Raw genomic sequence first — 22,114 nt, forward strand, 5'->3', positions numbered from 1 at the left:
GCAGAGATTCATTGCGGATTCCTTAAACCGCATTCTAAAGTTCGACCTATGCAAACAGTCCGGTGGATAATGATTTACAGACTATGACCGGGAGAATTATCCTATTGTTTTAATTAAATTTTTCTGGCCTGCTTCACAAAAAGGCAATGTGTGCCGTCACGACATGATTTCGAGTTTGGAGGGCCGGATGTTAACACTTAGGAAGCTTTGTTCGTAGTTGAGCATCGTCCGATATGGACGCGATCGTGCCTGCCCAAAAACGCCTCGAAAATGAGCAGTCCGCGCAAAGCTTCGCCAGCCAGCAGCGACAGGGGACGGAAGAAATGACCGGCCAGCATGAGTGGAACGACGTCTGGAAGAAGAGGATCGGGTCCTGAGCCTCGGCAAATTGCTTCAGTTGAACGAGCGGACGAGGCTTCCTACCAAGAGATTCCACCCGTCGATCAGGACAAAAAACAGGATCTTGAAGGGGAGAGAGATTGATGTCGGCGGCAGCATCATCATACCCATGGCCATAGTGATGGCAGCGACGATCATGTCGATCACCAGAAATGGCAAGACGATCAGAAAGCCGATCTCGAAGCCGCGCCGGATTTCAGACAACATAAAGGCTGGGATCAGGACGCGATAGTCTATGGCCTCCGGCGTTCCGACGGACTGGCCCTTTTCGCGCGCGATGTCCACGAAGAGCGTCAGATCCTTCTCACGCGTATTGGCGCTCATGAAAGCTCTAAAGGGCTCCCCGATCCGTTGTACCGCTTCCGCCTCGTTGATTTCGTTGCGCAGCAGGGGCTGTACGCCTTCCGTCCATGCACGATCGAAGGTTGGCGTCATGACGTAGAAGGTCATGAACAGGGCCATCGAGATCAGGACCATGTTGGAAGGAGCGGTTGCCAGACCCATACCTGTTCGGAGAATGGAAAAAGCAATGATGAACCGCGGAAAGCTGGTGACCATCACCAGAATGCCCGGCGCAATGGAAAGCACCGTCAGAAGTCCGAAGGTGCGAATGATCCACGCCGCCGCGGAGCCATCCACCGGCAGGTTCAAAAGGTCGGCTGGCGATTGCTGTGCAAATACCAGTCCCGGTGCCATCAAGAAGACGGCGAGCAGCGCAAGGAGTCGAATCATTCGATCACAAAGGTTCTGAACATCACTTTCGATACTTTGCCTTGCGAACGAAGGTCAACACGTTCCTGAATGTCGTCCTTAAGATATTGAAAGCCACGTGGTCCTTCGATCTGCTGGAGCGAGACGGTCCGCATGTAGGCCAGTATATCCTGATGGATCTGCTCAGCGAGCGGCATCTCAGGGGGGCCCTTGAACGCCAGCGCCACCTCAAGACGAACCCAGTTGTCGGAAGGATAGGCCAGGTTGGTCGTGATAGGCTCAAGCTGCACAACGCCGGTCGCAGCGGTGGAAATGTGTGGGAGACCCTCCTCCTTCTTACCCCCACCATGGGCGGCGGCGGCTGCCGCTGCCGCTTCCTGCTTTTTCTCTTCCGCAGCCTTTTCGGCAGCCGGATCCTTTGGCGCGATCATGCCACCGAGAAACCAGCCGCCACCGGCGCCAATCAGGGTGACGATGGCGACGCCAGCGATGGTGGCCACCATGCCGCCACCCTTTTTCTTCGTCTCAGCGCCTTCTGCTGCGTCTTCCATGATCCCGGTATCCCTTCAGCCCGTCATCAGAAAGGTGAGAACAGGTCGACAACCTGTTGACCGACGGGCGGCTGCTGCACTTCCATCAGACGACCGCGGCCGCCATAGGAAATGCGGGCTTCGGCGATCTTGTCATAGGAAATGGTGTTCTTGGCGTTGACATCCTGTGGCCGCACGATACCCGCCACATTCAAGATGCGAATTTCGTGATTGACGCGCACTTCCTGGGAGCCGCTGATCAGAAGGTTACCATTCTCGAGGACGCCGGTCACGACCGCTGCGACCAGAAGGTTCAGCTTTTCAGAGCGCTTGGTAGATCCCTTGCCCTTGGAAGAGGTATCTGAGTCGGTGCTGAGATCGGCATTGGTGGAGGGCTTCCAGCCAAGAATGCTGGCCGTCGCATCCCACTTCAGGCCTGTCGAGTTCGTTCGGCTGCGGTCGGTTTCGTTATCGAAATCCGCCTTATCATTGATCTGTATATCGACCGTCAGGATGTCGCCCACATTCAATGCGCGCGCATCCTTGAAGAGTGCAGCCTGACTATCGCTCCATAGCGAATAACCGTTCGCCATGTGGCGTGGCTGCTTGGGATAGGAGGACATCTGAGGCGTCTGCGCATACTGAAGACCACTGCCGATCGGGCTCATAGAAGGAGCGTTGCCGATTTCCTTGACCGTCTGACTGGCGCAACCTGTCAAAAGCAGGCCTACACAAAATACTGAAATGCGCTTGATCATGTGCGGCGATCCTTGGATGTGTTGGGGTCGGACGCGCTGGACATGATCATTGAGATCTGACCCGCCTTCAGCGGATCCATCTCACTCAGAATCAGGCCGGACTGACGTGCCGGAAGTTTCATGATGATCGCTGCAGCCAGTTCGAGCCTCATCTGCTCAAGCCGGGGCGCTGCCGCGTCTGCTTTCATTGTCTTGAAGATTTCGATCAGGCCGGCATCTGCCTTTGCCATGAACTCGTTGCGAACCTTGAGCCACTGCTCATATTCCGCCTTGCGCTTTTCCAGAACGGCGATGCGTTCGTCCACGTCCGCCTGCAGCTTTTCGAGTTCCTGCTTCTGCAGAAGGTAGCGCTGATCGCGCGCTGAATCGGCGATGTTCGTGCAGAATTTCTCGATATCGGCAGCGGTGGAATCTTTCGGCAGCGACGTCGCCTGCTGCGCATTGACCTGTGGCACCAAAAGCAATAGCGCCCCAACAGCCGCCAGTCGCAGGAAGGATTTTCTGCGGCCAAGCGCGAAAATGACAGGTTTCAGATCAGACTTCATTGTATGACGAGCTCCGCCTGAAGCGCGCCTGCGGACTTGATGCCCTGCAGGATCGCGATAATTCCATCCGGCTTGACGCCGATGCTGTTGAGACCTGCAACCAACGTCCTCAGATCGGGGCCGTTCAGGATGGCGACATTGCTGCCGCTCTTCATGACGCTGATATCGGTCTGGGGTTGAACGGCGGTCTCACCATTGGAAAAGGGTTGAGGTTGAATAATCTGCGGCGTCTCCGTGACCTGGACGGTCAAGGTTCCATAGCTGACGGCAACGCGAGATACCTTCACATCGGCACCGATAACGACAGTACCCGTGCGCTCATTGACAACCACCTTTGCGGGCGTATCCGTTTCGACGACGAGATTTTCGATTTCCGCCATCAGGCGCGTGAGATCCGCAGACTTGGGCTTGGCAACCGAAACCTCCTGCGAGTCACGCGGCTCCGCAATCGCACTGCCGTAGCGCTGGGCCGCAAAGCGGTTCACGGTATCGGCGATGCGGACCGCCGTCGAGAAATCCGGGTTTCGCAATTGCAGCACCAGATTGACGGCGTCCTTGAATTTTGACGGAAGTTCGCGCTCGATGATGGCGCCGTTCGGAACGCGGCCGGCTGTCGTCACACCTTCGGTGACGGAAGCTGCCTGCCCTTGCGCCGAGAAACCAGAGACAATGACCGAGCCCTGGGCGACGGCGTAGATCTGGCCGTCGGCGCCGGTCAACGAGGTCATGATGAGGGTACCGCCACGCAGCGATGTTGCGTCCCCGAGGGAGCTTACCGTGACGTCAAGGCGGCTACCGGGGCTGGCAAAGGGCGGCAGATTGGCCGTCACCATGACGGCCGCCGTGTTCTTCGCTGCCGACTGGCCGCCTTGTGTCGATATGCCGAGATTCTGCAGCATGGCGCGCATGGACTGCTCGGTAAAGGGTGAGGAACGCAGGCTGTCGCCCGTTCCCTGGAGACCGACGATCAGACCGTAGCCGATCAACTGGTTGTCACGGCCCGCCTGCAGGGACGCGATATCCTTGATGCGCGAAGCATCGGCAAAGGCCGGTTGAATCGGCGTTAGAAGGCACAGAAAGGCAAGGCCTGCCGCAAGAAGACGCTTCATCATTTCGCCATCACCTGCACTGTTCCATTCGCCATGACCGTTCCCGAAACGGTGACACCCGAATCCAGATTGCGGACCTTGATGACGTCGCCAACCGCTGCATTGTCGAGGGGCGTGCCTGTTGCACTGATCGTCATGTTGCCGAGGGTGAAGGTGAGGCGCACAGGCGCACCGCGCTTGACCGCGTAGGGTTCGCGCAACGCACTGAGCTGGATGGTGCGGCCTGGCAGAAGCGTGCGGTTGCTGACCTTACCCATGACCTGGTCGATACCGGAGGCATAGCCGCCGGCAAGGTTCGGATTGGTGACTTCGACTTCCTGAAGCTGGGCGGCATCGATTTCCTGACCCGGATAGATGATCTGCTTCGGCACGACCGCATAGCCCATATCGGCGTATGCGGACGGCGCCAAAAGACCAGCAAGAAGACCAAGGGCAATGCCCTGCAATCCGACCCGCTTCCGGCTATTCCGGCGAAACATCATGTCTGCCACCCCTTTAAAGTTTACTTCAGGTTCTTACTGACGATCGACGCCATTTCGTCTGCTGTCGTGATCACCTTCGAGTTCATTTCATAGGCACGCTGTGCCGCGATCAGGTTGGTGATTTCCTTCACGGCATCGACGTTGGAGGATTCGAGATAGCCCTGCTTGAGGTAACCAAAGCCCGGATCGTCGGGTGCTGCGACAATGGCCTCACCGGAAGCAGCCGTCTGCTGGAAGAGGTTGTCGCCCATTGGCTTCAGGCCTGCTTCGTTAACGAAGTTCGCCATGGTCAACTGGCCGAGCGGCGTAAATTCTGTCGCATTTCCGATGCGGACACTGACTTCGCCAGAACGGTTGATCACGGTTTCCGTCACATCGGCTGGAAAGGTGATGTTGGGGACCACGGCATAGCCGTCGATCGTCACCAGCTGGCCTTGCGCATTGGTATTGAATGCGCCTGCACGGGTGTACATGGTCGAGCCATCCGGCGCCTGCACCTGGAACCAGCCGCGGCCGATGACCGCAACGTCGAGGGAGTTCTCGGTCTGCGTCAGTTCGCCCTGTTGGAAGATGTTGCGCACGGCGGCGGTCTGCACGCCGAGACCGATGTTTGCACCCTCCGGGACAATCGCCTGGTTAGCCCGGTTGGGAACGCCGCCAGCCCGTTCGGTCTGATACAACAGATCTGCGAACTCGGCACGGGCGCGCTTGTAGCCAGTGGTGTTGATGTTCGCGATGTTGTTCGCGATGACCTCGAGGTTGGTCTGCTGGGCATCCATGCCCGTCGCTGCGACGGAAAGTGCTCTCATCGATCTGATGTCCTTGAACCGCTAGATTTGCATTTTGGTGATGTCGAGATAGGCGCTGACGATCTTGTCGCGGAAGGCGATGGCCGTCTGCAGCGACTGCTGCGCCTGGAGAACAGCGTCGACGACTTCACGGGTATTCGCTTTGCCGGTAATTCCATCGAAGGAAATGGCTTCCGCGCTCTTCAGGCTGTTGGCGGCGTCGACCGCCATATTGCCGAGAACTTCGGAAAAGGAGGCGCCCGTGCTTGCCGAAGATCCGGCAGTGCCAAACGCGGAGGCGGCACTTGAAGAGGAGGTGACCTCGCCAAGATCTCTCGTCATGGAGAGACCGGCGACTTTCTGGATACCGTCAATCATTGCGATGCGCCCTTCAGAAGATCAAGAGTGGAAGAAATCATCTCGCGCGTCTGCTTGATGGTCTGCAGGTTTGCGTCATAGCTGCGGTTGGATTCCCGAAGGTCGGCCATTTCGATCAGCACGTTGACATTGGGCATCTTCACCATGCCCTTGGCATCGGCGGCCGGATTACCGGGATCGTATTCCTCGTGAAAATCAGAGGAGTCGATACCGAGTTTCTTGACGTCGACAACCTGTGCCCCGGACAGCTTGTCCAGTTCGGAACCAAAGGTGATGGTCTTGCGACGATACGGGTCGGCACCGGGCGTATCGCCCGTGGTGCGCGAGTTGGCGATGTTTTCAGAAACAATGCGCAAGCGGGTGGATTGGGCTTCCAAACCCGAACCGGCAATCCTGAGCGATGCGGCTAGCGGATCCATGGATCATTACCTCCTGACTGTCATCAGCATCATGCTGTGGAAGGACTTAACCAGCGTGTTCCCGATATCGTACTGACGCTTGATTCCGCCCATTTTGGTAAGCTCCTGCGACAGGGACACGGTATTGCCGGACTCCTGAACGCCGATTTCCTGATTGAGATCTTCCTCTTCGATGTTCACATCGATCGAACTGTCCAGGGAGTGACCCGACAGGTGCGCCGCATTGGTGCGCGCCATGGCGATGTTGGTCTCGTTCATCACCGCCGAAAAGGGTGTGACATCCTTGGATTTGTAACCTGGCGTGTTTGCGTTGGCGATGTTGCCAGCAACGACCTGCTGGCGAATGGAAAGCCATTCCGCTTGACGCGATGCCAGATCGAACAATTGAATGGGTTGCATAGGCTTCTCTCCATTTTCTAATTGAAGCCTAGGCTGATATCCTTGCGTCAGACTTACGGACTGCCCGAGGCCTGGTCGTTTAACACCTCACCGGTGGACGTTATGATCACCCAGCGTCCGCCGCGCTGCTCGATGGTTGCCAGACGGCTGTTGTCCGGCAGGATGGAACCGACACGCACCATATACATGCCCTTGCTGTCTTCGATCAGCGCTCGACCATTGGCGACGTGCATGAGGCGGAACGTATTCTTGCCGGGGAGCGGCTGCATAAGCCCTGTTCCCTGATCCCCATCGGCCTTGTCTGGAGACGCAACCGTGGCTGTCGTCAGATTGTCGGTGGGATCCAGCGGGTCCTTCGGCGTGTTGGAGGGCGTGTTATCGACCATGGCAAGCGGGGATACGCTGAAGACGTTCCGGGCCGGCGTGTCTGGCAAATCGCGTGTGTGATCCATGGTTTCGACACGGATGCCGAACTTGTCCTCATTGAAGAAGACGTACCACGGGAAGAGCGCGGATGCAGTTGCCAGAAGGATTCCGGCACCCGCCAGCATTCGATCGCTGGAAGATCCAGATCGCCGACGAGTGCGCGAAGGCTTGATCTCTTCGTCGTTGTCCTGCTGCATGTTCAACCTCTCTGTCTCAGGTTCCCGGGACCTGCACCGGCCCGTAAGGCGCCTGCCAGATCCGCATAGGCATCCTCTGCCGGCGGATCTCCTGGACCTTGCTTGAGTACGTCGTAGATGATGGGAACCTGTTTGATCGCCATGTCGAGATCAGCGTCACTGCCGGCGCGATACCCCCCGATCAGGCGCAGATCCCGCGTTTCCTCAAATTTGTGAATGAGGGATTTCAACCTCGAAACGAGCTTTTCCTGATCGCCGGTCCAGGCCTTGCGCGCCAGGCGCGAGATGGAGGACAAGGGATTGATGGGCGGATAACGTCCCTCTTCGGCAAGGCTACGCTCCAGCACCACGTGTCCATCCAGAATCCCGCGCGCGGAGTCGGCAATCGGGTCGTTGTGATTGTCGCCATCCACCAGGATCGAAATGATGGCAGTTATGGTGCCCGTTCCTTCCGGACCCGGACCCGAACGCTCCAGCAGACGCGGCAGCTCGGTAAACACGGAGGCAGGATAGCCACGTGCGATGGGCGGCTCGCCGGACGCAACCGCAACCTCACGGATTGCGTGAGCAAACCGGGTGATACTGTCGGCGATGAACAACACGTTTTCGCCGCGGTCGCGAAAATGCTCCGCAATCGTGATGCCGACAAGGGGAGCCATCTTGCGCAGCATGGGGCTTTCGTCGCTGGTGGCCACAACGGCAATGGATTTCGCCATGTTATCGCCCAGCGTGTCTTCGATGAATTCACGCACTTCTCGACCACGCTCGCCAACAAGCGCGATGACAACCTTGTCGAAGGCCACCGCGCGCGCGATCATGGAAAGAAGCGTCGATTTGCCGACACCGGACCCGGCGAAAATGCCGAGACGCTGGCCAAGGCACAGCGGAGAGAAGATGTCGATGGCACGCACGCCGGTTCGAAATCCTTCTTCGATACGCTGTCGCGTCATCGAAGGTGGAGCCGTGTTGGAAATGGACCGTTTCTCCGGTCCATTGACCAGCGGGCCCTTTCCGTCGATGGGGTCACCCAGGGCACTGATGGTGCGGCCACACCAGCTGTCGTCCGGTGCGATGCGGAACGCACCCTTGCGGATGACCACATCGCCGATACCGATCGGTTCACCAGGTTCGATCGGGCAGACATAAACAAGATCCGGTTCGACCCGTACAACTTCGCCCAGATGAATGCCGGTCTTGCTGCGGTGCGCGACGAATTCGCCAAGCCGGACCTGCTTTGAAAGGCCAGAGACCGTATAATGACCCGCAGCGATAGTGCGCACATGGCCGCCTGGTGCCACCGCAACTTCAGGCTTGGTAAAGCGTTGAACGAGCGACGCCATCTGGGTCAGCTTGCCGTTCGGCACCGGTTCCACGGACTTGCCGTTCATGATTCAGCCTTCACCGAGAAATTAGCGCGAACCGCCGAGGGTCTTGATGGCTTCGCTGAAATTGGTTTCCGTGTCGCGCATCAGCGAGGAAATGGCTTCGAAGCTGCGGTTGACCTGGATGAGTTCGGTCATCTGGCCAATGCCGTTGACGTTGGATTGCTCGAGATAGCCCTGGACAACGCTGATATCGACCCGATCCACCACCGGCTGCGGCGCCTGTGTGGGGATCACGCCGCCATTCTCAAAGCGCAGGTACCCTTTCGAGATATCCGTGGTGAAAACCCCGAGCGTGGCAACAGGCCGGTCGTTCTGCGTCACGCGGCCATCTGGACCAATCACCGGCGGACCGGCTGTGCGATCCAGCTGAATGGGTGCGCCGCCGGCATCAAGCACCGGATAGCCCATGTTGGAAACGAGCTCGCCCGTCTCCTTCAGCGTGAATCGTCCATCTTTCGTCAGAACCTGACCCTGCGGGGTGTCGATCGCAAACCAGGCATCACCCTTGATCGCAACATCCAGCGGGTTGCCCGTATGATCCAGGCCGCCGCTGCGCGTGGACAGATAATCATTGCCCTGGCTGACAAAGGCGACCTTCGCGTTGAGTTCGTTGCGTGTCTTGCTGAGCACCTCGTCGAACTTCACTTCGGTCGCCCTGAAGCCAACCGTGTTCATATTCGCCATATTGTCGGCGATCGTGTTCAAGCGGCGCTCAAGCGCGATCTGCGAAGAAATACCGACATACAAACCGGACTGCATTTGTCTTTGGCTCCGTGATGGTTCAGATGTCTTCGACACATTGAGGGGTCGAACGGAAGGGCTCCACAGAGAACCCTGATCATGCCAATCCATAGGCAGACAGACTTGTGCGAAGCTGTTCCAAGCCAGGCAATTTTTAGATTCAATTAAACAGCTATAAACCCAGCCTCACGCAAGCCAGCGCCAGTATTCCTGAAACCTGATACGAACATGGTGCAGGTGTACAATGACCATCATAATCGGATTTATAGTCACAATAGGCTGCGTACTGGGCGGCTACATGGCCATGGGTGGCCATCTCGACGTCCTCTTCCAGCCGTTCGAACTGGTGATTATCGGTGGCGCCGGTATCGGAAGCTTCATCATGGCCAACCCGATGAAGGTCGTGAAAGACTCCGGTAAAGCGATTGGTGAAGCGTTCAAGTATGCAGTTCCCAAAGAACGGAACTACCTGGATGTTCTCGGTGTCCTCTATTCCTTGATGCGCGATCTTCGCACCAAGTCGCGCAACGAGATTGAAGCACACATCGACAATCCGGAAGAATCCTCGATCTTCCAGACCGCCCCCACTGTCTTGAAGAATAAGGAATTGACCTCGTTCATTTGCGATTATGTTCGGCTCATCATCATCGGCAATGCGCGCAGCCACGAGATTGAAGCGCTGATGGACGAAGAAATCGAAACCATCCTTCACGACAAGATGAAACCGTATAATTCGCTCACAACCATGAGCGACGCATTTCCGGCCATCGGTATCGTCGCCGCCGTTCTCGGCGTTATCAAGGCCATGGGCAAGATCAACGAATCGCCGGAAGTTCTCGGTGGCCTGATCGGCGCGGCGCTCGTCGGCACCATGCTTGGTATCTTCCTATCCTATTGCATGGTCGCACCGCTCTGCAATCAGATCAAGGTTGTTCGCACCAAGCAGCATCGCCTCTACATCGTCGTGAAGCAGACCCTGATTGCCTATATGAACGGCTCGGTTCCACAGGTCGCACTTGAGTATGGTCGCAAGACGATCTCCGGCTATGAGCGTCCGTCGATTGACGCCGTCGAGCAGGAAATGATGAATCCGGGTGGCGGTGGCGAAAGCAAGGCGGCCTGACCAAGATGACCAAAAGCAACGACGACATGGCTTCCGGTATGGATCTGGCGCTTCTTGCAAAGCTCACGGGAGGGTTGGGCGACTACAAGACCGTCGAGAGGCTTGCAGCCGATTTCGGCCAGCTCTATTCGGAATTTCTGCCGGATGTCTTTCACAGCGAGACAAATATCCACATCGACGTTTCCTATATCGGCTTCCAGTCGGGTCTGATGCAGGACCTTATCGCGCAGTTGGGCGATACTGTGTGCCTGGCTGACGGATCCTTGCGCAACTGGTGCCCGAACTTCGTGCTTGCCTGTGGCAACAGCTTCGTCATCGCATTGATGGAGCGTATGCTGGGTGCAGATCCGGCCATCATCGTTCAACCGGATCCGCGTCCCCTTTCGGACATCGAAATCGATCTAGCCTCCATGGTTTTCGAGCGCATTGCGAATGTCCTGCGTTCGGGCGTCAATGCGGCCGGTGGTTTCGAAGCCATGCTGGAGCGCCCCTATAATGCTGCCGCCAGACCGGAAGCGGACAAGGATGAGAAGCCTGAATTCGGTGCCACGATTCGCATGGCCGTCGAGATCGGCAATGTTGCATCAGAAATCGCTCTGGTCATACCGCAGACGACGCTCCTGAAGACAAAGGTGGTAACACCGAAATCCCGGGCGCAACTTTCGAAACAGAAGCAGGAGTGGGCCGATCGCATTGCCGAACAGGTGCGTCGCTCGCAAATCACGCTGCAGGCGCGCATCCGTCTGCAATCACTGACGCTCAAGACCATTTCGAAGCTGATGGCAGGCGACATCATCGCCTTCGAGGACAAGGGAGATGTTCGGGTCGATGTCAGCGCCAATGGAAAAGATCTCTATGCGTGCGAATTCGGTCGCTCCGGCGATCGCTACACCGTGCGCGTCAAGGACAACATCAGCACCGAAGACGAACTGCTGAGACATCTCATGAAGTGACCCGCCAGGTTCGTAATTTAGCATGGGCAGCCTGACGCAAGTTTCAACAGGAATAATCAATTCATGGCTACGAATAAGACACCTTTCAATCCGGACGATATGTTTGCCCCTTCCAGCGACGAAAAGGAACTGGACCAGGCGATCGACGATCTGCGCGGCGTGCTGAAGGCTGACGAAACCGGCAGCCTCGGTGACGATTTCGGCATGTCTGCATCGGCCTCCGAATCCCCGTTCGGTGCCGATCTTGGATCGGATACTGCCTTTGGTGGTTCCGATTTCGGCGGCGGTTCGGATTTCGGTGGCGCTTCGCTCGGAAGTGACTTCGGTGGAGGTGCGTCCTTCGGTTCGTCGGCTTCGTCATCCATGCCGGAGCCAGGTAGCGCGCTCAATTCGAACCTCGACCTGATCATGGATATTCCGATTACGGTCGAAATCGTCCTGGGCACAAGCAAGATGCAAGTTTCGGGGCTTATGGGTCTTGAGGAAGGCGCCATTATCGCGCTGGACAAGAAGATCGGAGAGCCGGTCGAGATCACCGTCAATGGCCGCAGAATTGCCAAAGGTGAGATCACGGTGCTCGAAAATGACGACACACGGTTCGGCGTCAAGCTAACGGAAGTGTTGAGTACAAACAAAGTCTGATCCCATGAGGGACAGTGAGGGAAGACCATGATGGACTTTGACGATTTCGGAGGCCCAGTCTCCAAGAAACCGTTATCCCAAGCTGAAAAGGCCGCCGCCGTCCTTCTTGCGATGGGCAAGGGGGTTGCCGGCAAGCTGTTGAAGTTTTTTACCCAGAGCGAGCTGCAAACAATCATTGCAGCCGCGCAGACGCTCCGCGAAATCCCGCCGGATGAACTTTTGCAGCTGGTCAACGAATTTGAAGACCTGTTCACCGAAGGTGCGGGTCTCATGGATAACGCACGCGCTATCGAAAGCATCCTCGAAGAAGGCCTGACACCGGAAGAAGTGGACGGGCTGCTGGGCCGCCGCACGGCCTTCCAGGCTTACGAGACGTCGATCTGGGACCGCCTGCAGGATGCCGATCCGGCCTTTGTTGGTCGTTTCATGCTGAAGGAACATCCTCAGACCATCGCCTACATCCTCTCCATGCTGCCCTCGTCCTTCGGTGCGAAGCTCTTGATGCAGCTTCCAGATGCCCAGCGGGCCGACATCATGAACCGTACGGTCAACATGAAGGATGTCAGCCCGAAGGCGGCGCAGATCATCGAAAACCGCGTCATCGAGCTGATCCATCTGATCGAAGCGGAGCGCAACTCGAACGGTTCCAACAAGGTGGCGGAACTCATGAACGAGTTGGAAAAGCCACAGGTCGACAATTTGCTCACATCGCTGGAGACAATCAGCAAAGAATCGGTCAACAAGGTACGTCCGAAGATCTTCCTGTTCGACGATCTTCTGGCCATGCCGCAGCGCAGTCGCGTGATGCTGCTGAACGACATTGCCGGCGATATCCTGACGATGGCCCTGCGTGGGGCCTCGGCGGAAATCAAGGAAGCCGTTTTGTCTGCCATCAGCCCGCGCCAGCGTCGCATGATCGAGTCCGATCTCGGCTCCAACGCGGCCATCAATCCGCGCGAAGTGGCCATCGCACGGCGCGCCGTGGCACAGGAAGCCATCCGTCTGGCCAATGCAGGCCAGATACAGCTCAAGGAGGCCGCGCCAGCTGGCGAGGCTCCGGCGGCCGCATAAGCGGAGTGGACCCGAAAGGTTCATTCCGTCGCTTTCCGGAGATCATGATGACCTCCGGTTGAAAGAGCGCCAAACATCTGGCGCTCTGACACAGGGATGAAGCCTTGTCAGAGGATAAAGAAAGTAAAACAGAAAGCCCGACCGAGAAAAAACTTCGTGACGCGGCTGAAAAAGGTAACGTTCCGTTTTCGAAAGAGGTGACGCTCTTCGCGTCATCTCTTGCGTTTTATTGTTACCTCATCTTTTTCCTGCCGGGCCGGACACTCGACCTCGGGGAAACGCTCAAGGACATCATTGCACAACCGGATCAGTGGCAGTTGGAAAACGCCTCGGATATCGTATCGATCGGTGTGCATCTCGGCTGGGCAACGGCTTCCTTCCTGCTGCCTGTGATGCTGATGTTCAGCCTGTTCGGCCTTGCATCATCCTTTGCGCAAAATCTTCCCTCCGCCGTGCTCGAACGCGTGCGTCCGCAGATTTCCCGCGTGTCTCCCATGAAGGGGCTGGAGCGCATCTTCAGCGTACCTGGTCTGGTGGAATTCGGGAAATCTCTCTTCAAGATCATTGTCGTCAGCATCTGCATGTTCTTTGCGATGCGTGGCGACTTCATGCATTCGCTTGATGCAATGTTCGCCGATCCGAAAGTGGTTCCGGACATGCTCTATGTGGCTGCCACGAAGATGATGGTGGTGATTCTCCTGTCGACCGGCGTTCTTGCGGCGGCCGACTTTTTCTGGACACGGCATCACTGGTACAGCGAACTGAAGATGTCGCAGCAGGAAATCAAGGACGAGCACAAGCAGTCGCAGGGTGACCCTATGGTCAAGGGACGTCAGCGCGCCGTCATGCGCAGTCGCGCCCGTCAGCGCATGATCAACAACGTGCCGCGCGCAACGCTTGTGATTGCAAACCCGACCCACTATGCCGTAGCCCTGCGCTATGTGCGCGAAGAAAGTGATGCGCCGGTGGTTGTTGCCAAGGGCAGTGACCTGATCGCATTGAAAATTCGCGAAATCGCAGAGCAGAATAACATTCCTGTTTTTGAGGATCCGCCGCTCGCTCGCTCCATGTTTGCGCAAGTCTCGGTGGATAGTGTCATTCCACCAGCCTTTTACAAGGCAGTGGCCGAACTGATTCATCGAGTCTACGCCTCGCGATCGCCTCAAAAACGGATACGCTGAACGCCATGAAAAAATGCAACTATTCGCTTGAACGTGAAAAAATCCTGGCTCAGGCGATCAGCCCAGTTGCAACAGAATTACGAATGCTGGATGCGGCCGACCTGATTTCGCTGCTGCGCCTCGAATGCTATGGCAGTATTGCCGACCTGGTTTCTTCGGCTGCAGAGCTGTACTTCCATCCAGGTACCGTAAGTTTCGGTTCCGGTGGCGACTATAAGCTGGAATGGGACGGTCGACCGGAAGTCATCCTGGATCTTGAGATCAAGACGCAGGGCCTTTCCGTCTATGCAAGATTGATGCTGACGGACAAGACCGCCGGCATCGAGATCGACCATATTTCCTTCCAGAACCCCTCTGACGACCCGGAGGAAAATACGCGGTTTCTTTCGCGCAGCCTGCATGCCGCGCGGTTCATCAGAACGCCGACCGCACTGGCGGGCTGAACTCTCGCTCCGGAGCTATTTCAGTGAATGAAGCCAAGGCGAATGGCCTTGGCAATGGCCTGTATCCGGTTCACTGCATCGAGCTTGATCGTGGCGGAACCGAGATAGGCATTGACCGTGTGAACGGAGAGACCAAGCCGTTCGGCAATTTCTTCGCTGATCTGCCCATCTCCTGCAAGCTGAAGACAGGCCACTTCTCTTTCGCTCAGTGATTCGGCAGGGATGGACCGCCGCTCGTCCATGGCGAGCAGATCCATCATGACGTGGCAACTGCGCACGTGCTGGTCAATGACAAGGTCGTTCGACAGGTCCATTGCAGACCCGGCAAATGCGACATAACCATTGCCTATTGCGCCCAGCCGAACCGGGAAAGCGATCCCTTCGAAGGAAAGCTGCTGGCCATCCAGCAGGACAGTGATACCCGAATCCTTGATCGACAGTCTGGTCTCGGCCTGCCCTCTGGACTTCCAGATCATCGGGAGAAGTGACAGCTCAATGTGATTCAGCAGGCGGTCGCCATAGGCCTGCAAGAAGGCGCCGCAGTGCTCGGCCGCAGAAACGCCCCAGTTTTCCATTTCGCAAACCAGCTTGCGCTTGTTGGGCAGGCCGGAGCCTGAAACGCGAAACACGGCAAAGTTCCGGGCATTCAGCGCCCGCTGCATGTTGATGAGCTTTGGGAATATATCCGAGCGGCTGGATACGCGCTGACCGATTGTCAAGAGAACTCCCGTTTTCATTCCGCAGAAAACTCACATGAGTTATCGATACTGCCTAAACCAGATTGTTGCGAACAGCGTAGGCGATCGCCTCCGACCTGGTCTTGGTTGCCGTCTTGCGCATCACGCTTGTGATATAGTTATTGATCGTATTGCGGGAGATGCCGAGAATCACGGCAATCTCGTCGCTGGTCTTGCCCTCGGCGATCCAGAAAAGGCATTCAAGTTCCCGGTCGGTCAATTCGAAGTCTCGCTCTGTCCGCACTTCTCGCGTGTCGCCAAGGCTCAAAACATAGGCCGCCAGCAGCCCCACCTCGCGTAGACGATCCTGCGAGAGGATAAGTCCTTCCGAAAACAGAAGCATGACCGAGAAGCGAGTTCGCCCGACGCAGAAGGTCAAAGAACAGTATTGCTGGCTGACATGATTTGGCAGGCTCAAATCATCCGGAAGAAGAGCGAATTGCGGCGTCAGCAGGCTCAGGCATTTTTCGATTTCGGTGGACCGTCCATAGCTGCGCGCGAGATCGCTGCCGATACGGCGCACCAGATCGAACGGCCAATTTGACGCGACGATGAAATCAAGTCCGTTTTCCTGAATAAGATCGTAGCGTGCCAGGAGGTAGTGAGAGGCACCGACATACTCCGTCAGTTGCGCCATGGCACTCTGGATCTGGCCAGATGAACCGCTGGCCGAAAGCTTGCTGAGAAATTGTTCACGGCCAGAGGTTGTGGAGGCCAGCACTTCGGGCTGCACCATGTTACCCGCAAACTGTTCCGGGGCTCGCAACTCCATTCCGCCTTTCTCCTTCCGGCGAGATCATCTCTCCGGTCAACAGTGGTCGATCAGTCGTCGGTCAGGGCGAACTCCTCTTCCGTTCCCGCATCGGCACGTCGAATCATCTCCATTGTAGGCGGGGATCGTAGAATTGCCATAACCTTGAGCACATTTTCGAATTCCCTTTCTCTTATACACACAAGCCGGGCCGCCTGCCAAAAACATATTGTGACCTCGGAAATATGGAACACGGCGTTGAGCCAATGTCTTACAACCAGGATTGCAGGATAAACGCCTTCCTGATTGGAGGGTACAAACGCAAAAAGGGCCGACATTTTGCCGCCCCTCTCGCGTTTTGGTTTATGTGTCTTTCCTTTATCAGGCGGCGCGATCCACAGCCCATTTGCGCAGGATCTTGGCAGCGCGCTCTTCGCTGATTTCCACCATGCGAGCCAGACGCTTTTCAGGGCCTTCCTTGACGCGCCGATTGAAGCCGCCATTCGGGTCGTCTTCGGCGCCAAACAGGTCGTTCGAGCTGTCGAACCCGAAGTCCGAACCGAAGTCGGCTCCGAAGCCTTCCGCAAGGGCGGGGTTGGCGCCGGCAGGTGAGAAGTCCGGCAGCTCCAGTCCGGCAGCCTCGCCAGCTGTCTCAGTGCTGACAGCCGTGCCGGCGACGCTGCGGACGACGGGGCGCAGGCCGAACCAGACGACCAGGAAGGCGACCAGGACGAAAGCCGCGGAGTTGATGATGCCGCCCATGTTGCGCGTCAGCATTTCGCCGAAGCCCGGACCATTTGCAGCAGACTGGTCAAGCAACTGGTTTTCGAGGAAATCCATTGCCGTGACTGTTACGACGTCGCCGCGATCTGTACTGATCCCGGCAGCCGTGGAAACGATCTGCTTCATCTTTTCCAGATAGGCATCGATCTTCTGCTGGTCGACCGGCTCGCCAACCATCTGCGCAATGCGGCCACGATTGACAACGACCGCGATGGAAAGCTTTTCGAGGCGATAACCATTCCTTGTCGTTGCCGTCGTCTTCGAATTGATTTCGTAGTTGGTCTGCTCTTCCTTCTTGTCCGACTGGTCGGACGATTCTGGGCCACCGGCACCGCCAGCCTGCGGCGCGGCTTGCGGAATGTTCTGCTCAACAGTTGTCGCAGAGTCGGATTGCTTCTGCTGGGACTTCTGCGCTTCTTTCGTGATCTTCACCGAGCGTTCGACACGCGATTCAGGGTCGAACACGGTTTCCTGGATCTGCTGTGTATCGGTGTTCAGCACCACAGTTGCACTGGAACGGAAATTATCCATGCCGAGGAAGGGCGCGAGTGCCTTGTCGATATTGCTTTCGAGTTCCTGCTGGACCGACTGGACGGCATTCATAGAGCGCGACAGGCTGCTATTGCCGCTTTCATCGCCGGAGGCCAGCAACTGGCCAGTCGAATCGAGAATTGTCACGTCGTCGACCTCAAGCCCGGGAACGGCAGAAGCGACAAGATGGCGGATGGATGAAGCCGCCTTGCGACCAGCTTCCGTCGAGGCGCGGATCATGACGGAGGCCGTCGGCTTTTGACCGGCGCGGCGAAAGTTGCCGACATCGGGCATGACGATGTGCACACGTGCGGCTGCAACGCCACTGATCTGCTGGATCGAGCGAGCGATTTCACCTTCCAGCGCCCTCACTCGCGTGACTTCCTGCATGAAGGAGGTCAGGCCGAGCGAGCCAACCTTGTCGAACAGTTCGTAGCCGGCATTACTGCTGTTTGGCAGCCCTCGCTCGGCAAGCAGAAGACGCGCACGGCTGGTCATACCAACCGGTACCTGTATGCTTGAACCGTCCTGGCCGACTGCAAAGTTGATACCTGCTTCGGCCAGCGCAACGCTGACTTTGTTCAGGTCTGCCTGTTCCAGTCCCACATAGAGTGTTTCGAAGGCCGGTTTGTTCACATAGAGGGCGGCAGCGATGACAATCGCCATGGATACAAGGCCAACCCCTGCCAAAGTCAGCAGTTTGGTTTGGCCTAACGACCCGAAATTCTTCATTATTTGATTAAATTGAGCTAACAGATTCATTCTGTTCCCGCACCGTCTAATAGGTCATGTAGGCCTTTGCCCTCACACAACCTACGCGGCGAAGCTTGTGCGAGCGTTTCGCAAAGCCCCATCGAGACGGTGGAGACAGTTATAAATTAGAAGAAATCAAAATCTCCTGCTGCCTTGGAAAGAGGCTGTGAATGGCCATGACGCATGCCGCTGCTCAACGCCTTGTGCATTTCTGCCAGCTTGACGAGACTCAGGGCGGTTGTGAGGTCGACTGTCCAGTTGTCCGGAATATCCGCTGTGATGGTATCTATGAACTCTGCAAGCCCTCGTGTTTTCTGAACGGCCAGATCAATCCCCTGCATCACCTTCATGCTATCTGGTGATTGCAGAACGGACGCACCGCCAAGCTCAAGCAGTTGCGGTTCGATGCGTTCAATAAGGTAGGCCACGTCGTGCAACTCGGTCACGACGCGCATCAGAACGTCCGGGAGCTTTTCGTCCTCGGAGAGCGATGGCTGAACATGCAAATCGGTCATTGCTTCTCCGATCAGAAGAATTCGATTGAACTTTCCACTGGCTTTGCAGGACGCGCAGGGCGCTGTTCCTGGGCCACGGTTTTCTGTGTTTCCGCGCCGGTCAGAGGGTAGGTTCGAGCGCGACCGCTCACGGGCCAGTATTCGAGCTTGCGCCCGAATTCACCGCCTGTAGACGATCCCACGATCGCTATGCCTTCATCGCGCAGGAATTGTGTGGCGAAGGTCGCGTTCTGCTCTCCGACATTGGAGAAGCTCGCGATGGTCTTGGCACCACCAAAGATCTTGGCTTCCAGTCTGTCACGCCGCCCGCCGCGCTTCAGGATGCCGTTGATCAACAATTCCATCAAATGAACGCCGTAGCGAGACATATCCCCCCCTGACATGCCTCCCGGACCGTTTCCGGGAAGAAGAAAGTGATTCATCCCCCCTACTCCGGCCACGGGGTCCCTGAGGCACGCAGCCACGCAAGAACCCAGGATCGTCGTAATTACGGCGTTGGGATCATCCGTCACTTTAAATTCGCCTTGGATGATATTCATCCGCTTGGCTGCGGCCAGTTCGTTCATTTAAGAGCTCCGAATACTGCCTCGATGGCAGCTTTCATTTTTTCGATGGTAAATGGCTTTGCGAGTACGTTATTGGCACCCAGTTGGGCTGCTTTCTGCACCAGCGCGCGGTCGCCCTGCGCCGTCAGAATAATGAATGCCGCCTTCTTGGTATTAGGATTGGTCCGTACGGCCTGCAGCAAACCCAGACCATCCATCTTCGGCATGTTGAAATCCGAGATGACGAGATGGTGAGGCTGCTCGGACATGATCTTCATGCCTTGCTCGCCATCGCCGGCCGCAGTGATCTGCTTGAAGCCAAGCTGTGTCAGGGCGTCGCTGAGAAGCAAACGGCTCGTTACCTGATCATCGACGATCAGAACTTTGATTTTTTCAGCGAGAGACATTTATTCGGTACCTTCTTTTCGGGCAGCAGTTAATTTCAAGATTTCCTCACCGATAGCGCCGAGCGGCAATTGCTGCTCGACGGCACCGATGTCGTTCGCAACACGAGGCATGCCGTAAACGACACAGGTTCTCTCGTTCTGCCCAAGAGTGCGTGCGCCAGCATTGCGCATCTTGAGCAGGCCGGAAGCTCCATCCCTTCCCATTCCGGTAAGGATGACTCCCACGGCATTGCGTCCCGCCAGTTCAGCTACCGAATCGAAGAGAACGTCGACCGATGGCCTGTGGCCATTGACCGGTTCGCGCTCGACAAGACGACAGCTCGGGGCTGACGGATTGACGACCTGCAGATGCCGGTCGCCACCGGGCGCCAGATAGATCTTGCCGATCTCCAATCTGGCACCGTCGGTCGCTTCCTGCACAACAGGGGCGCAGATACGATTAAGCCGTTCTGCAAAACTTTTGGTAAACGTCGGCGGCATATGCTGCGTTATTACCGTCGGCGGGCAATTTTGAGGGAATTTTTGCAGGACCGTAATCAGCGCTTCGACCCCACCGGTCGACGAACCGATAGCGACGATTTTGCGCCCGACGCGATAATCCACCGTCGGAGCGACCGGCATTTCGGCCGCTGCACGAGCACGCCCGCGGTTAGAACGGGCGGCTGCTTTGACCTTCTCGGCAAGATCACCGAATGGGCGTACATCTCCCGGAATCGGCTTGCCGACGCAATCGAAGGCTCCAATTTCCAGCGCCGCCAGCGTCGCATTCGCACCCTGATGCGTCATGGTCGAGACCATGATCACAGGCATAGGGCGCAGACGCATTATCTTTTCGAGGAACTCCAGCCCATTCATGTTGGGCATCTCGATATCCAGCGTCACGACATCCGGATTGAGCTGCTTGATCGCAGCCCGTGCTTCATGCGCATCACCAGCCTGCCCGATGACGCTTACGTCCGGGTCCTTATTCAGCACAGCCGTGATGAGACCGCGCATCGTGGGACTATCGTCAACGACAAGAACTCGTGCTGGCATGCTCATCCTTTCCTCCCCCCACTTTTGCCAGTGTAGCGGTAGGTGGTTATTCCAATGTTATCGAAGAGATTTTTTGCATCCCCCGTCACGCGCTCGGAATGTCCGATGTAGAGATGTCCGCCGACCGGCAGGAGTTCGGAGAAGCGGGACCAGATCTTCATCTGGGTTGGCTCATCGAAATAGATGACGACGTTCCGGCAAAAGATCACATCGAACTGACCCTTGAATGGCCACTGCGCCATCAGGTTCAATTCGTTGTAAGTGATGAGCTTCTTGACCTTGTCGTCGATCTGGAATTTGCGTCGACCATCAATCGTGACCTCACGGAAATACTGCTTGCGCATGGCAGGCGTAACCGTTTCCAGCGAATTCTCGTCATAGGCCCCAGTCCGGGCCAAAGCGAGAATCTTCGGGTCGATATCGGTTGCCAGAATTCGAAAATCGTAATCGACCGCATTCGGCAAGAGAGACATGACCGTCAACGCGATTGAATACGGTTCTTGGCCATCGGAAGACGCTGCCGACCAGATCCGAACGCGGCCACCGCTTTTCGCGCGGGCGATGAGACCCGGAAGCACCTCATCACGCAGATGCTCGAAATGATGGTTTTCCCTGAAGAAGCGGGTGAAGTTGGTCGTCAGATGCGAGAGCATTTCACGCCGGACCGGGGCTCCCTCCGGCGAAGCGACGAGAGCGCAATATTCCGGAAACCCGCTGAGGCCAAGACTCCGGATATGCTTGGACAGACGCGAGTAGACGAGCGAAGCCTTCGTGTCGTTCAAGAATATTCCAGCATCTGCGTAAATCATGGCCGCGATTTCGGACAAGTCGCGGCGTGTCAGCGGATATTCTCCGCTTGCCAGAACTTCATCCGGCGATTGCCGGCTATCGCTGAGACCAGTGGCTCTCATGCAGCTTCGCTTTCAGTATCGGGGAAAAGGGCATCGAGTTCGATGAGACAGATCATGCGTTTGTCGATCGCCAGGATGCCTCTGGCATACTGTTTTTCGAGATCGGACGAGACTTCAGGCACAGGTTGGATGTTTTCATCCGTTACCGTCAGGATGTCCGACACCGCCTCGACCAGCATGCCCACCACGCGGCTTTTCACCTGGGCGACAATGATGACATGGCGGGGGGTCGGCTCTGCCCTGCGCATGCCCAGTCGCGCCGACAGATCGACGATCGGCAAGACAGCGCCACGCAGATTGATGACACCCATGACGTAGGATGGGGAATGAGGAAGGGACGTTGCTTTCGTCCATCCGCGGATTTCCCGTACCGACATTATATTGACGCAAAATTCCTGATCGCCGATACGGAAAGCGATCAGCTCCCGGCTACCTTGAGCAAGATTTTTCACGGCGTACGACATAT

General features: G+C 56.7%; 29 protein-coding genes. 7 read left to right on the forward strand and 22 right to left on the reverse strand.

Annotated elements, in window-relative coordinates; genetic code table 11:
- The first annotated feature begins 233 nt into the window (after positions 1-233).
- Positions 234-377, forward strand: coding sequence for a hypothetical protein (locus E8M78_RS23325; RefSeq protein ID WP_170973427.1), 144 nt, complete (start codon positions 234-236; stop codon positions 375-377).
- A gap of 16 nt (positions 378-393) precedes the next feature.
- On the opposite strand, the gene fliP is transcribed toward E8M78_RS23325, so the two are convergent.
- From fliP to flgF, 13 genes are read right to left on the reverse strand one after another with little or no spacing between them, the layout of a single operon-like run.
- Positions 394-1,131: a flagellar type III secretion system pore protein FliP gene (gene fliP / locus E8M78_RS14590; protein ID WP_137135702.1), complete on the reverse strand. Its 738-nt coding sequence runs from the start codon at positions 1,129-1,131 to the stop codon at positions 394-396.
- On the reverse strand, positions 1,128-1,661 hold the full coding sequence (locus tag E8M78_RS14595; protein WP_137135703.1) for a flagellar basal body-associated FliL family protein: 534 nt from the start codon (positions 1,659-1,661) through the stop codon (positions 1,128-1,130). Before E8M78_RS14595 ends, fliP begins: the two co-directional genes overlap by 4 nt.
- A 26-nt stretch (positions 1,662-1,687) precedes the next feature.
- Complete coding sequence (flgH, locus tag E8M78_RS14600; RefSeq protein ID WP_137135704.1) at positions 1,688-2,398, reverse strand: flagellar basal body L-ring protein FlgH; 711 nt, start codon at positions 2,396-2,398, stop codon at positions 1,688-1,690.
- On the reverse strand, positions 2,395-2,943 hold the full coding sequence (locus tag E8M78_RS14605) for a MotE family protein (RefSeq protein ID WP_137135705.1): 549 nt from the start codon (positions 2,941-2,943) through the stop codon (positions 2,395-2,397). The genes flgH and E8M78_RS14605 overlap by 4 nt, the downstream gene beginning before the upstream one ends.
- Entirely contained in the window at positions 2,940-4,052 is a 1,113-nt protein-coding gene (locus E8M78_RS14610; protein WP_137135942.1) for a flagellar basal body P-ring protein FlgI, read from the reverse strand. The genes E8M78_RS14605 and E8M78_RS14610 overlap by 4 nt, the downstream gene beginning before the upstream one ends.
- Positions 4,052-4,531, reverse strand: coding sequence for a flagellar basal body P-ring formation chaperone FlgA (gene flgA, locus E8M78_RS14615; RefSeq protein WP_246658345.1), 480 nt, complete (start codon positions 4,529-4,531; stop codon positions 4,052-4,054). The genes E8M78_RS14610 and flgA overlap by 1 nt, the downstream gene beginning before the upstream one ends.
- 23 nt (positions 4,532-4,554) lie before the next feature.
- Positions 4,555-5,343 carry a flagellar basal-body rod protein FlgG gene (gene flgG, locus E8M78_RS14620; protein ID WP_137135707.1) on the reverse strand — a complete coding sequence of 263 codons (789 nt, stop codon included), beginning with the start codon at positions 5,341-5,343 and terminating at the stop codon, positions 4,555-4,557.
- A gap of 21 nt (positions 5,344-5,364) precedes the next feature.
- Positions 5,365-5,700: a flagellar hook-basal body complex protein FliE gene (locus E8M78_RS14625; RefSeq protein WP_137135708.1), complete on the reverse strand. Its 336-nt coding sequence runs from the start codon at positions 5,698-5,700 to the stop codon at positions 5,365-5,367.
- Positions 5,697-6,119, reverse strand: a complete 423-nt coding sequence (gene flgC, locus E8M78_RS14630) for a flagellar basal body rod protein FlgC (RefSeq protein WP_137135709.1) — start codon at positions 6,117-6,119, stop codon at positions 5,697-5,699. Before flgC ends, E8M78_RS14625 begins: the two co-directional genes overlap by 4 nt.
- A gap of 6 nt (positions 6,120-6,125) precedes the next feature.
- Positions 6,126-6,518: a flagellar basal body rod protein FlgB gene (gene flgB / locus E8M78_RS14635; protein ID WP_062555351.1), complete on the reverse strand. Its 393-nt coding sequence runs from the start codon at positions 6,516-6,518 to the stop codon at positions 6,126-6,128.
- A gap of 53 nt (positions 6,519-6,571) precedes the next feature.
- Positions 6,572-7,141, reverse strand: a complete 570-nt coding sequence (locus tag E8M78_RS14640) for a flagellar protein (RefSeq protein WP_137135710.1) — start codon at positions 7,139-7,141, stop codon at positions 6,572-6,574.
- Between the two features lie 2 nt (positions 7,142-7,143).
- A complete protein-coding gene (gene fliI, locus E8M78_RS14645) occupies positions 7,144-8,529 on the reverse strand; it encodes a flagellar protein export ATPase FliI (RefSeq protein WP_137135711.1) in 1,386 nt (461 codons plus the stop codon).
- Positions 8,530-8,550: 21 nt separating this feature from the next.
- Positions 8,551-9,285 (reverse strand): flagellar basal-body rod protein FlgF, encoded by a 735-nt coding sequence (gene flgF, locus E8M78_RS14650; RefSeq protein WP_137135712.1) that lies wholly within the window; start codon positions 9,283-9,285, stop codon positions 8,551-8,553.
- Positions 9,286-9,511: 226 nt separating this feature from the next.
- Here flgF and motA point away from each other — a divergent pair, with 226 nt between their 5' ends.
- From motA to E8M78_RS14680, 6 genes are all read left to right on the forward strand, one after another.
- The gene (motA, locus tag E8M78_RS14655) at positions 9,512-10,390 is read left to right on the forward strand and encodes a flagellar motor stator protein MotA (RefSeq protein WP_137135713.1); all 879 of its coding nucleotides are present in this window, start codon (positions 9,512-9,514) and stop codon (positions 10,388-10,390) included.
- A 5-nt stretch (positions 10,391-10,395) separates the two neighbouring features.
- A complete protein-coding gene (locus E8M78_RS14660) occupies positions 10,396-11,343 on the forward strand; it encodes a FliM/FliN family flagellar motor switch protein (RefSeq protein ID WP_246658323.1) in 948 nt (315 codons plus the stop codon).
- Positions 11,344-11,406: 63 nt separating this feature from the next.
- Positions 11,407-11,985, forward strand: a complete 579-nt coding sequence (fliN, locus tag E8M78_RS14665) for a flagellar motor switch protein FliN (protein WP_137135714.1) — start codon at positions 11,407-11,409, stop codon at positions 11,983-11,985.
- Between the two features lie 27 nt (positions 11,986-12,012).
- Entirely contained in the window at positions 12,013-13,056 is a 1,044-nt protein-coding gene (gene fliG / locus E8M78_RS14670) for a flagellar motor switch protein FliG (RefSeq protein WP_137135715.1), read from the forward strand.
- 104 nt (positions 13,057-13,160) lie between these two features.
- A complete protein-coding gene (flhB, locus tag E8M78_RS14675; RefSeq protein WP_137135716.1) occupies positions 13,161-14,237 on the forward strand; it encodes a flagellar biosynthesis protein FlhB in 1,077 nt (358 codons plus the stop codon).
- Between the two features lie 5 nt (positions 14,238-14,242).
- Positions 14,243-14,680 (forward strand): hypothetical protein, encoded by a 438-nt coding sequence (locus E8M78_RS14680; RefSeq protein ID WP_137135717.1) that lies wholly within the window; start codon positions 14,243-14,245, stop codon positions 14,678-14,680.
- A 20-nt stretch (positions 14,681-14,700) separates the two neighbouring features.
- Here E8M78_RS14680 and E8M78_RS14685 read toward each other — a convergent pair whose 3' ends face one another.
- The 9 genes from E8M78_RS14685 to E8M78_RS14725 form a co-directional block, all read right to left on the reverse strand.
- The gene (locus E8M78_RS14685) at positions 14,701-15,342 is read right to left on the reverse strand and encodes a helix-turn-helix transcriptional regulator (protein ID WP_246658346.1); all 642 of its coding nucleotides are present in this window, start codon (positions 15,340-15,342) and stop codon (positions 14,701-14,703) included.
- A 109-nt stretch (positions 15,343-15,451) separates the two neighbouring features.
- Complete coding sequence (locus tag E8M78_RS14690) at positions 15,452-16,153, reverse strand: LuxR C-terminal-related transcriptional regulator (protein WP_246658347.1); 702 nt, start codon at positions 16,151-16,153, stop codon at positions 15,452-15,454.
- Between the two features lie 396 nt (positions 16,154-16,549).
- Positions 16,550-18,244 carry a flagellar basal-body MS-ring/collar protein FliF gene (fliF, locus tag E8M78_RS14695; RefSeq protein ID WP_137135720.1) on the reverse strand — a complete coding sequence of 565 codons (1,695 nt, stop codon included), beginning with the start codon at positions 18,242-18,244 and terminating at the stop codon, positions 16,550-16,552.
- Between the two features lie 116 nt (positions 18,245-18,360).
- A complete protein-coding gene (locus E8M78_RS14700) occupies positions 18,361-18,750 on the reverse strand; it encodes a hypothetical protein (RefSeq protein ID WP_137135721.1) in 390 nt (129 codons plus the stop codon).
- A gap of 11 nt (positions 18,751-18,761) precedes the next feature.
- Positions 18,762-19,316 carry a chemoreceptor glutamine deamidase CheD gene (cheD, locus tag E8M78_RS14705; protein ID WP_062555337.1) on the reverse strand — a complete coding sequence of 185 codons (555 nt, stop codon included), beginning with the start codon at positions 19,314-19,316 and terminating at the stop codon, positions 18,762-18,764.
- Positions 19,313-19,702: a response regulator gene (locus E8M78_RS14710; RefSeq protein ID WP_137135722.1), complete on the reverse strand. Its 390-nt coding sequence runs from the start codon at positions 19,700-19,702 to the stop codon at positions 19,313-19,315. Before E8M78_RS14710 ends, cheD begins: the two co-directional genes overlap by 4 nt.
- Entirely contained in the window at positions 19,703-20,743 is a 1,041-nt protein-coding gene (cheB, locus tag E8M78_RS14715; protein WP_137135723.1) for a protein-glutamate O-methylesterase CheB, read from the reverse strand. It lies immediately after the preceding gene.
- Positions 20,740-21,648 (reverse strand): protein-glutamate O-methyltransferase CheR, encoded by a 909-nt coding sequence (gene cheR / locus E8M78_RS14720; protein WP_137135724.1) that lies wholly within the window; start codon positions 21,646-21,648, stop codon positions 20,740-20,742. The genes cheB and cheR overlap by 4 nt, the downstream gene beginning before the upstream one ends.
- Complete coding sequence (locus E8M78_RS14725; protein ID WP_062555333.1) at positions 21,645-22,112, reverse strand: chemotaxis protein CheW; 468 nt, start codon at positions 22,110-22,112, stop codon at positions 21,645-21,647. The genes cheR and E8M78_RS14725 overlap by 4 nt, the downstream gene beginning before the upstream one ends.
- Positions 22,113-22,114 lie beyond the last annotated feature (2 nt).

Source organism: Rhizobium sp. FKY42, assembly GCF_005222835.1.
In the GTDB taxonomy this organism is placed as follows: Bacteria; Pseudomonadota; Alphaproteobacteria; order Rhizobiales; family Rhizobiaceae; genus Neorhizobium.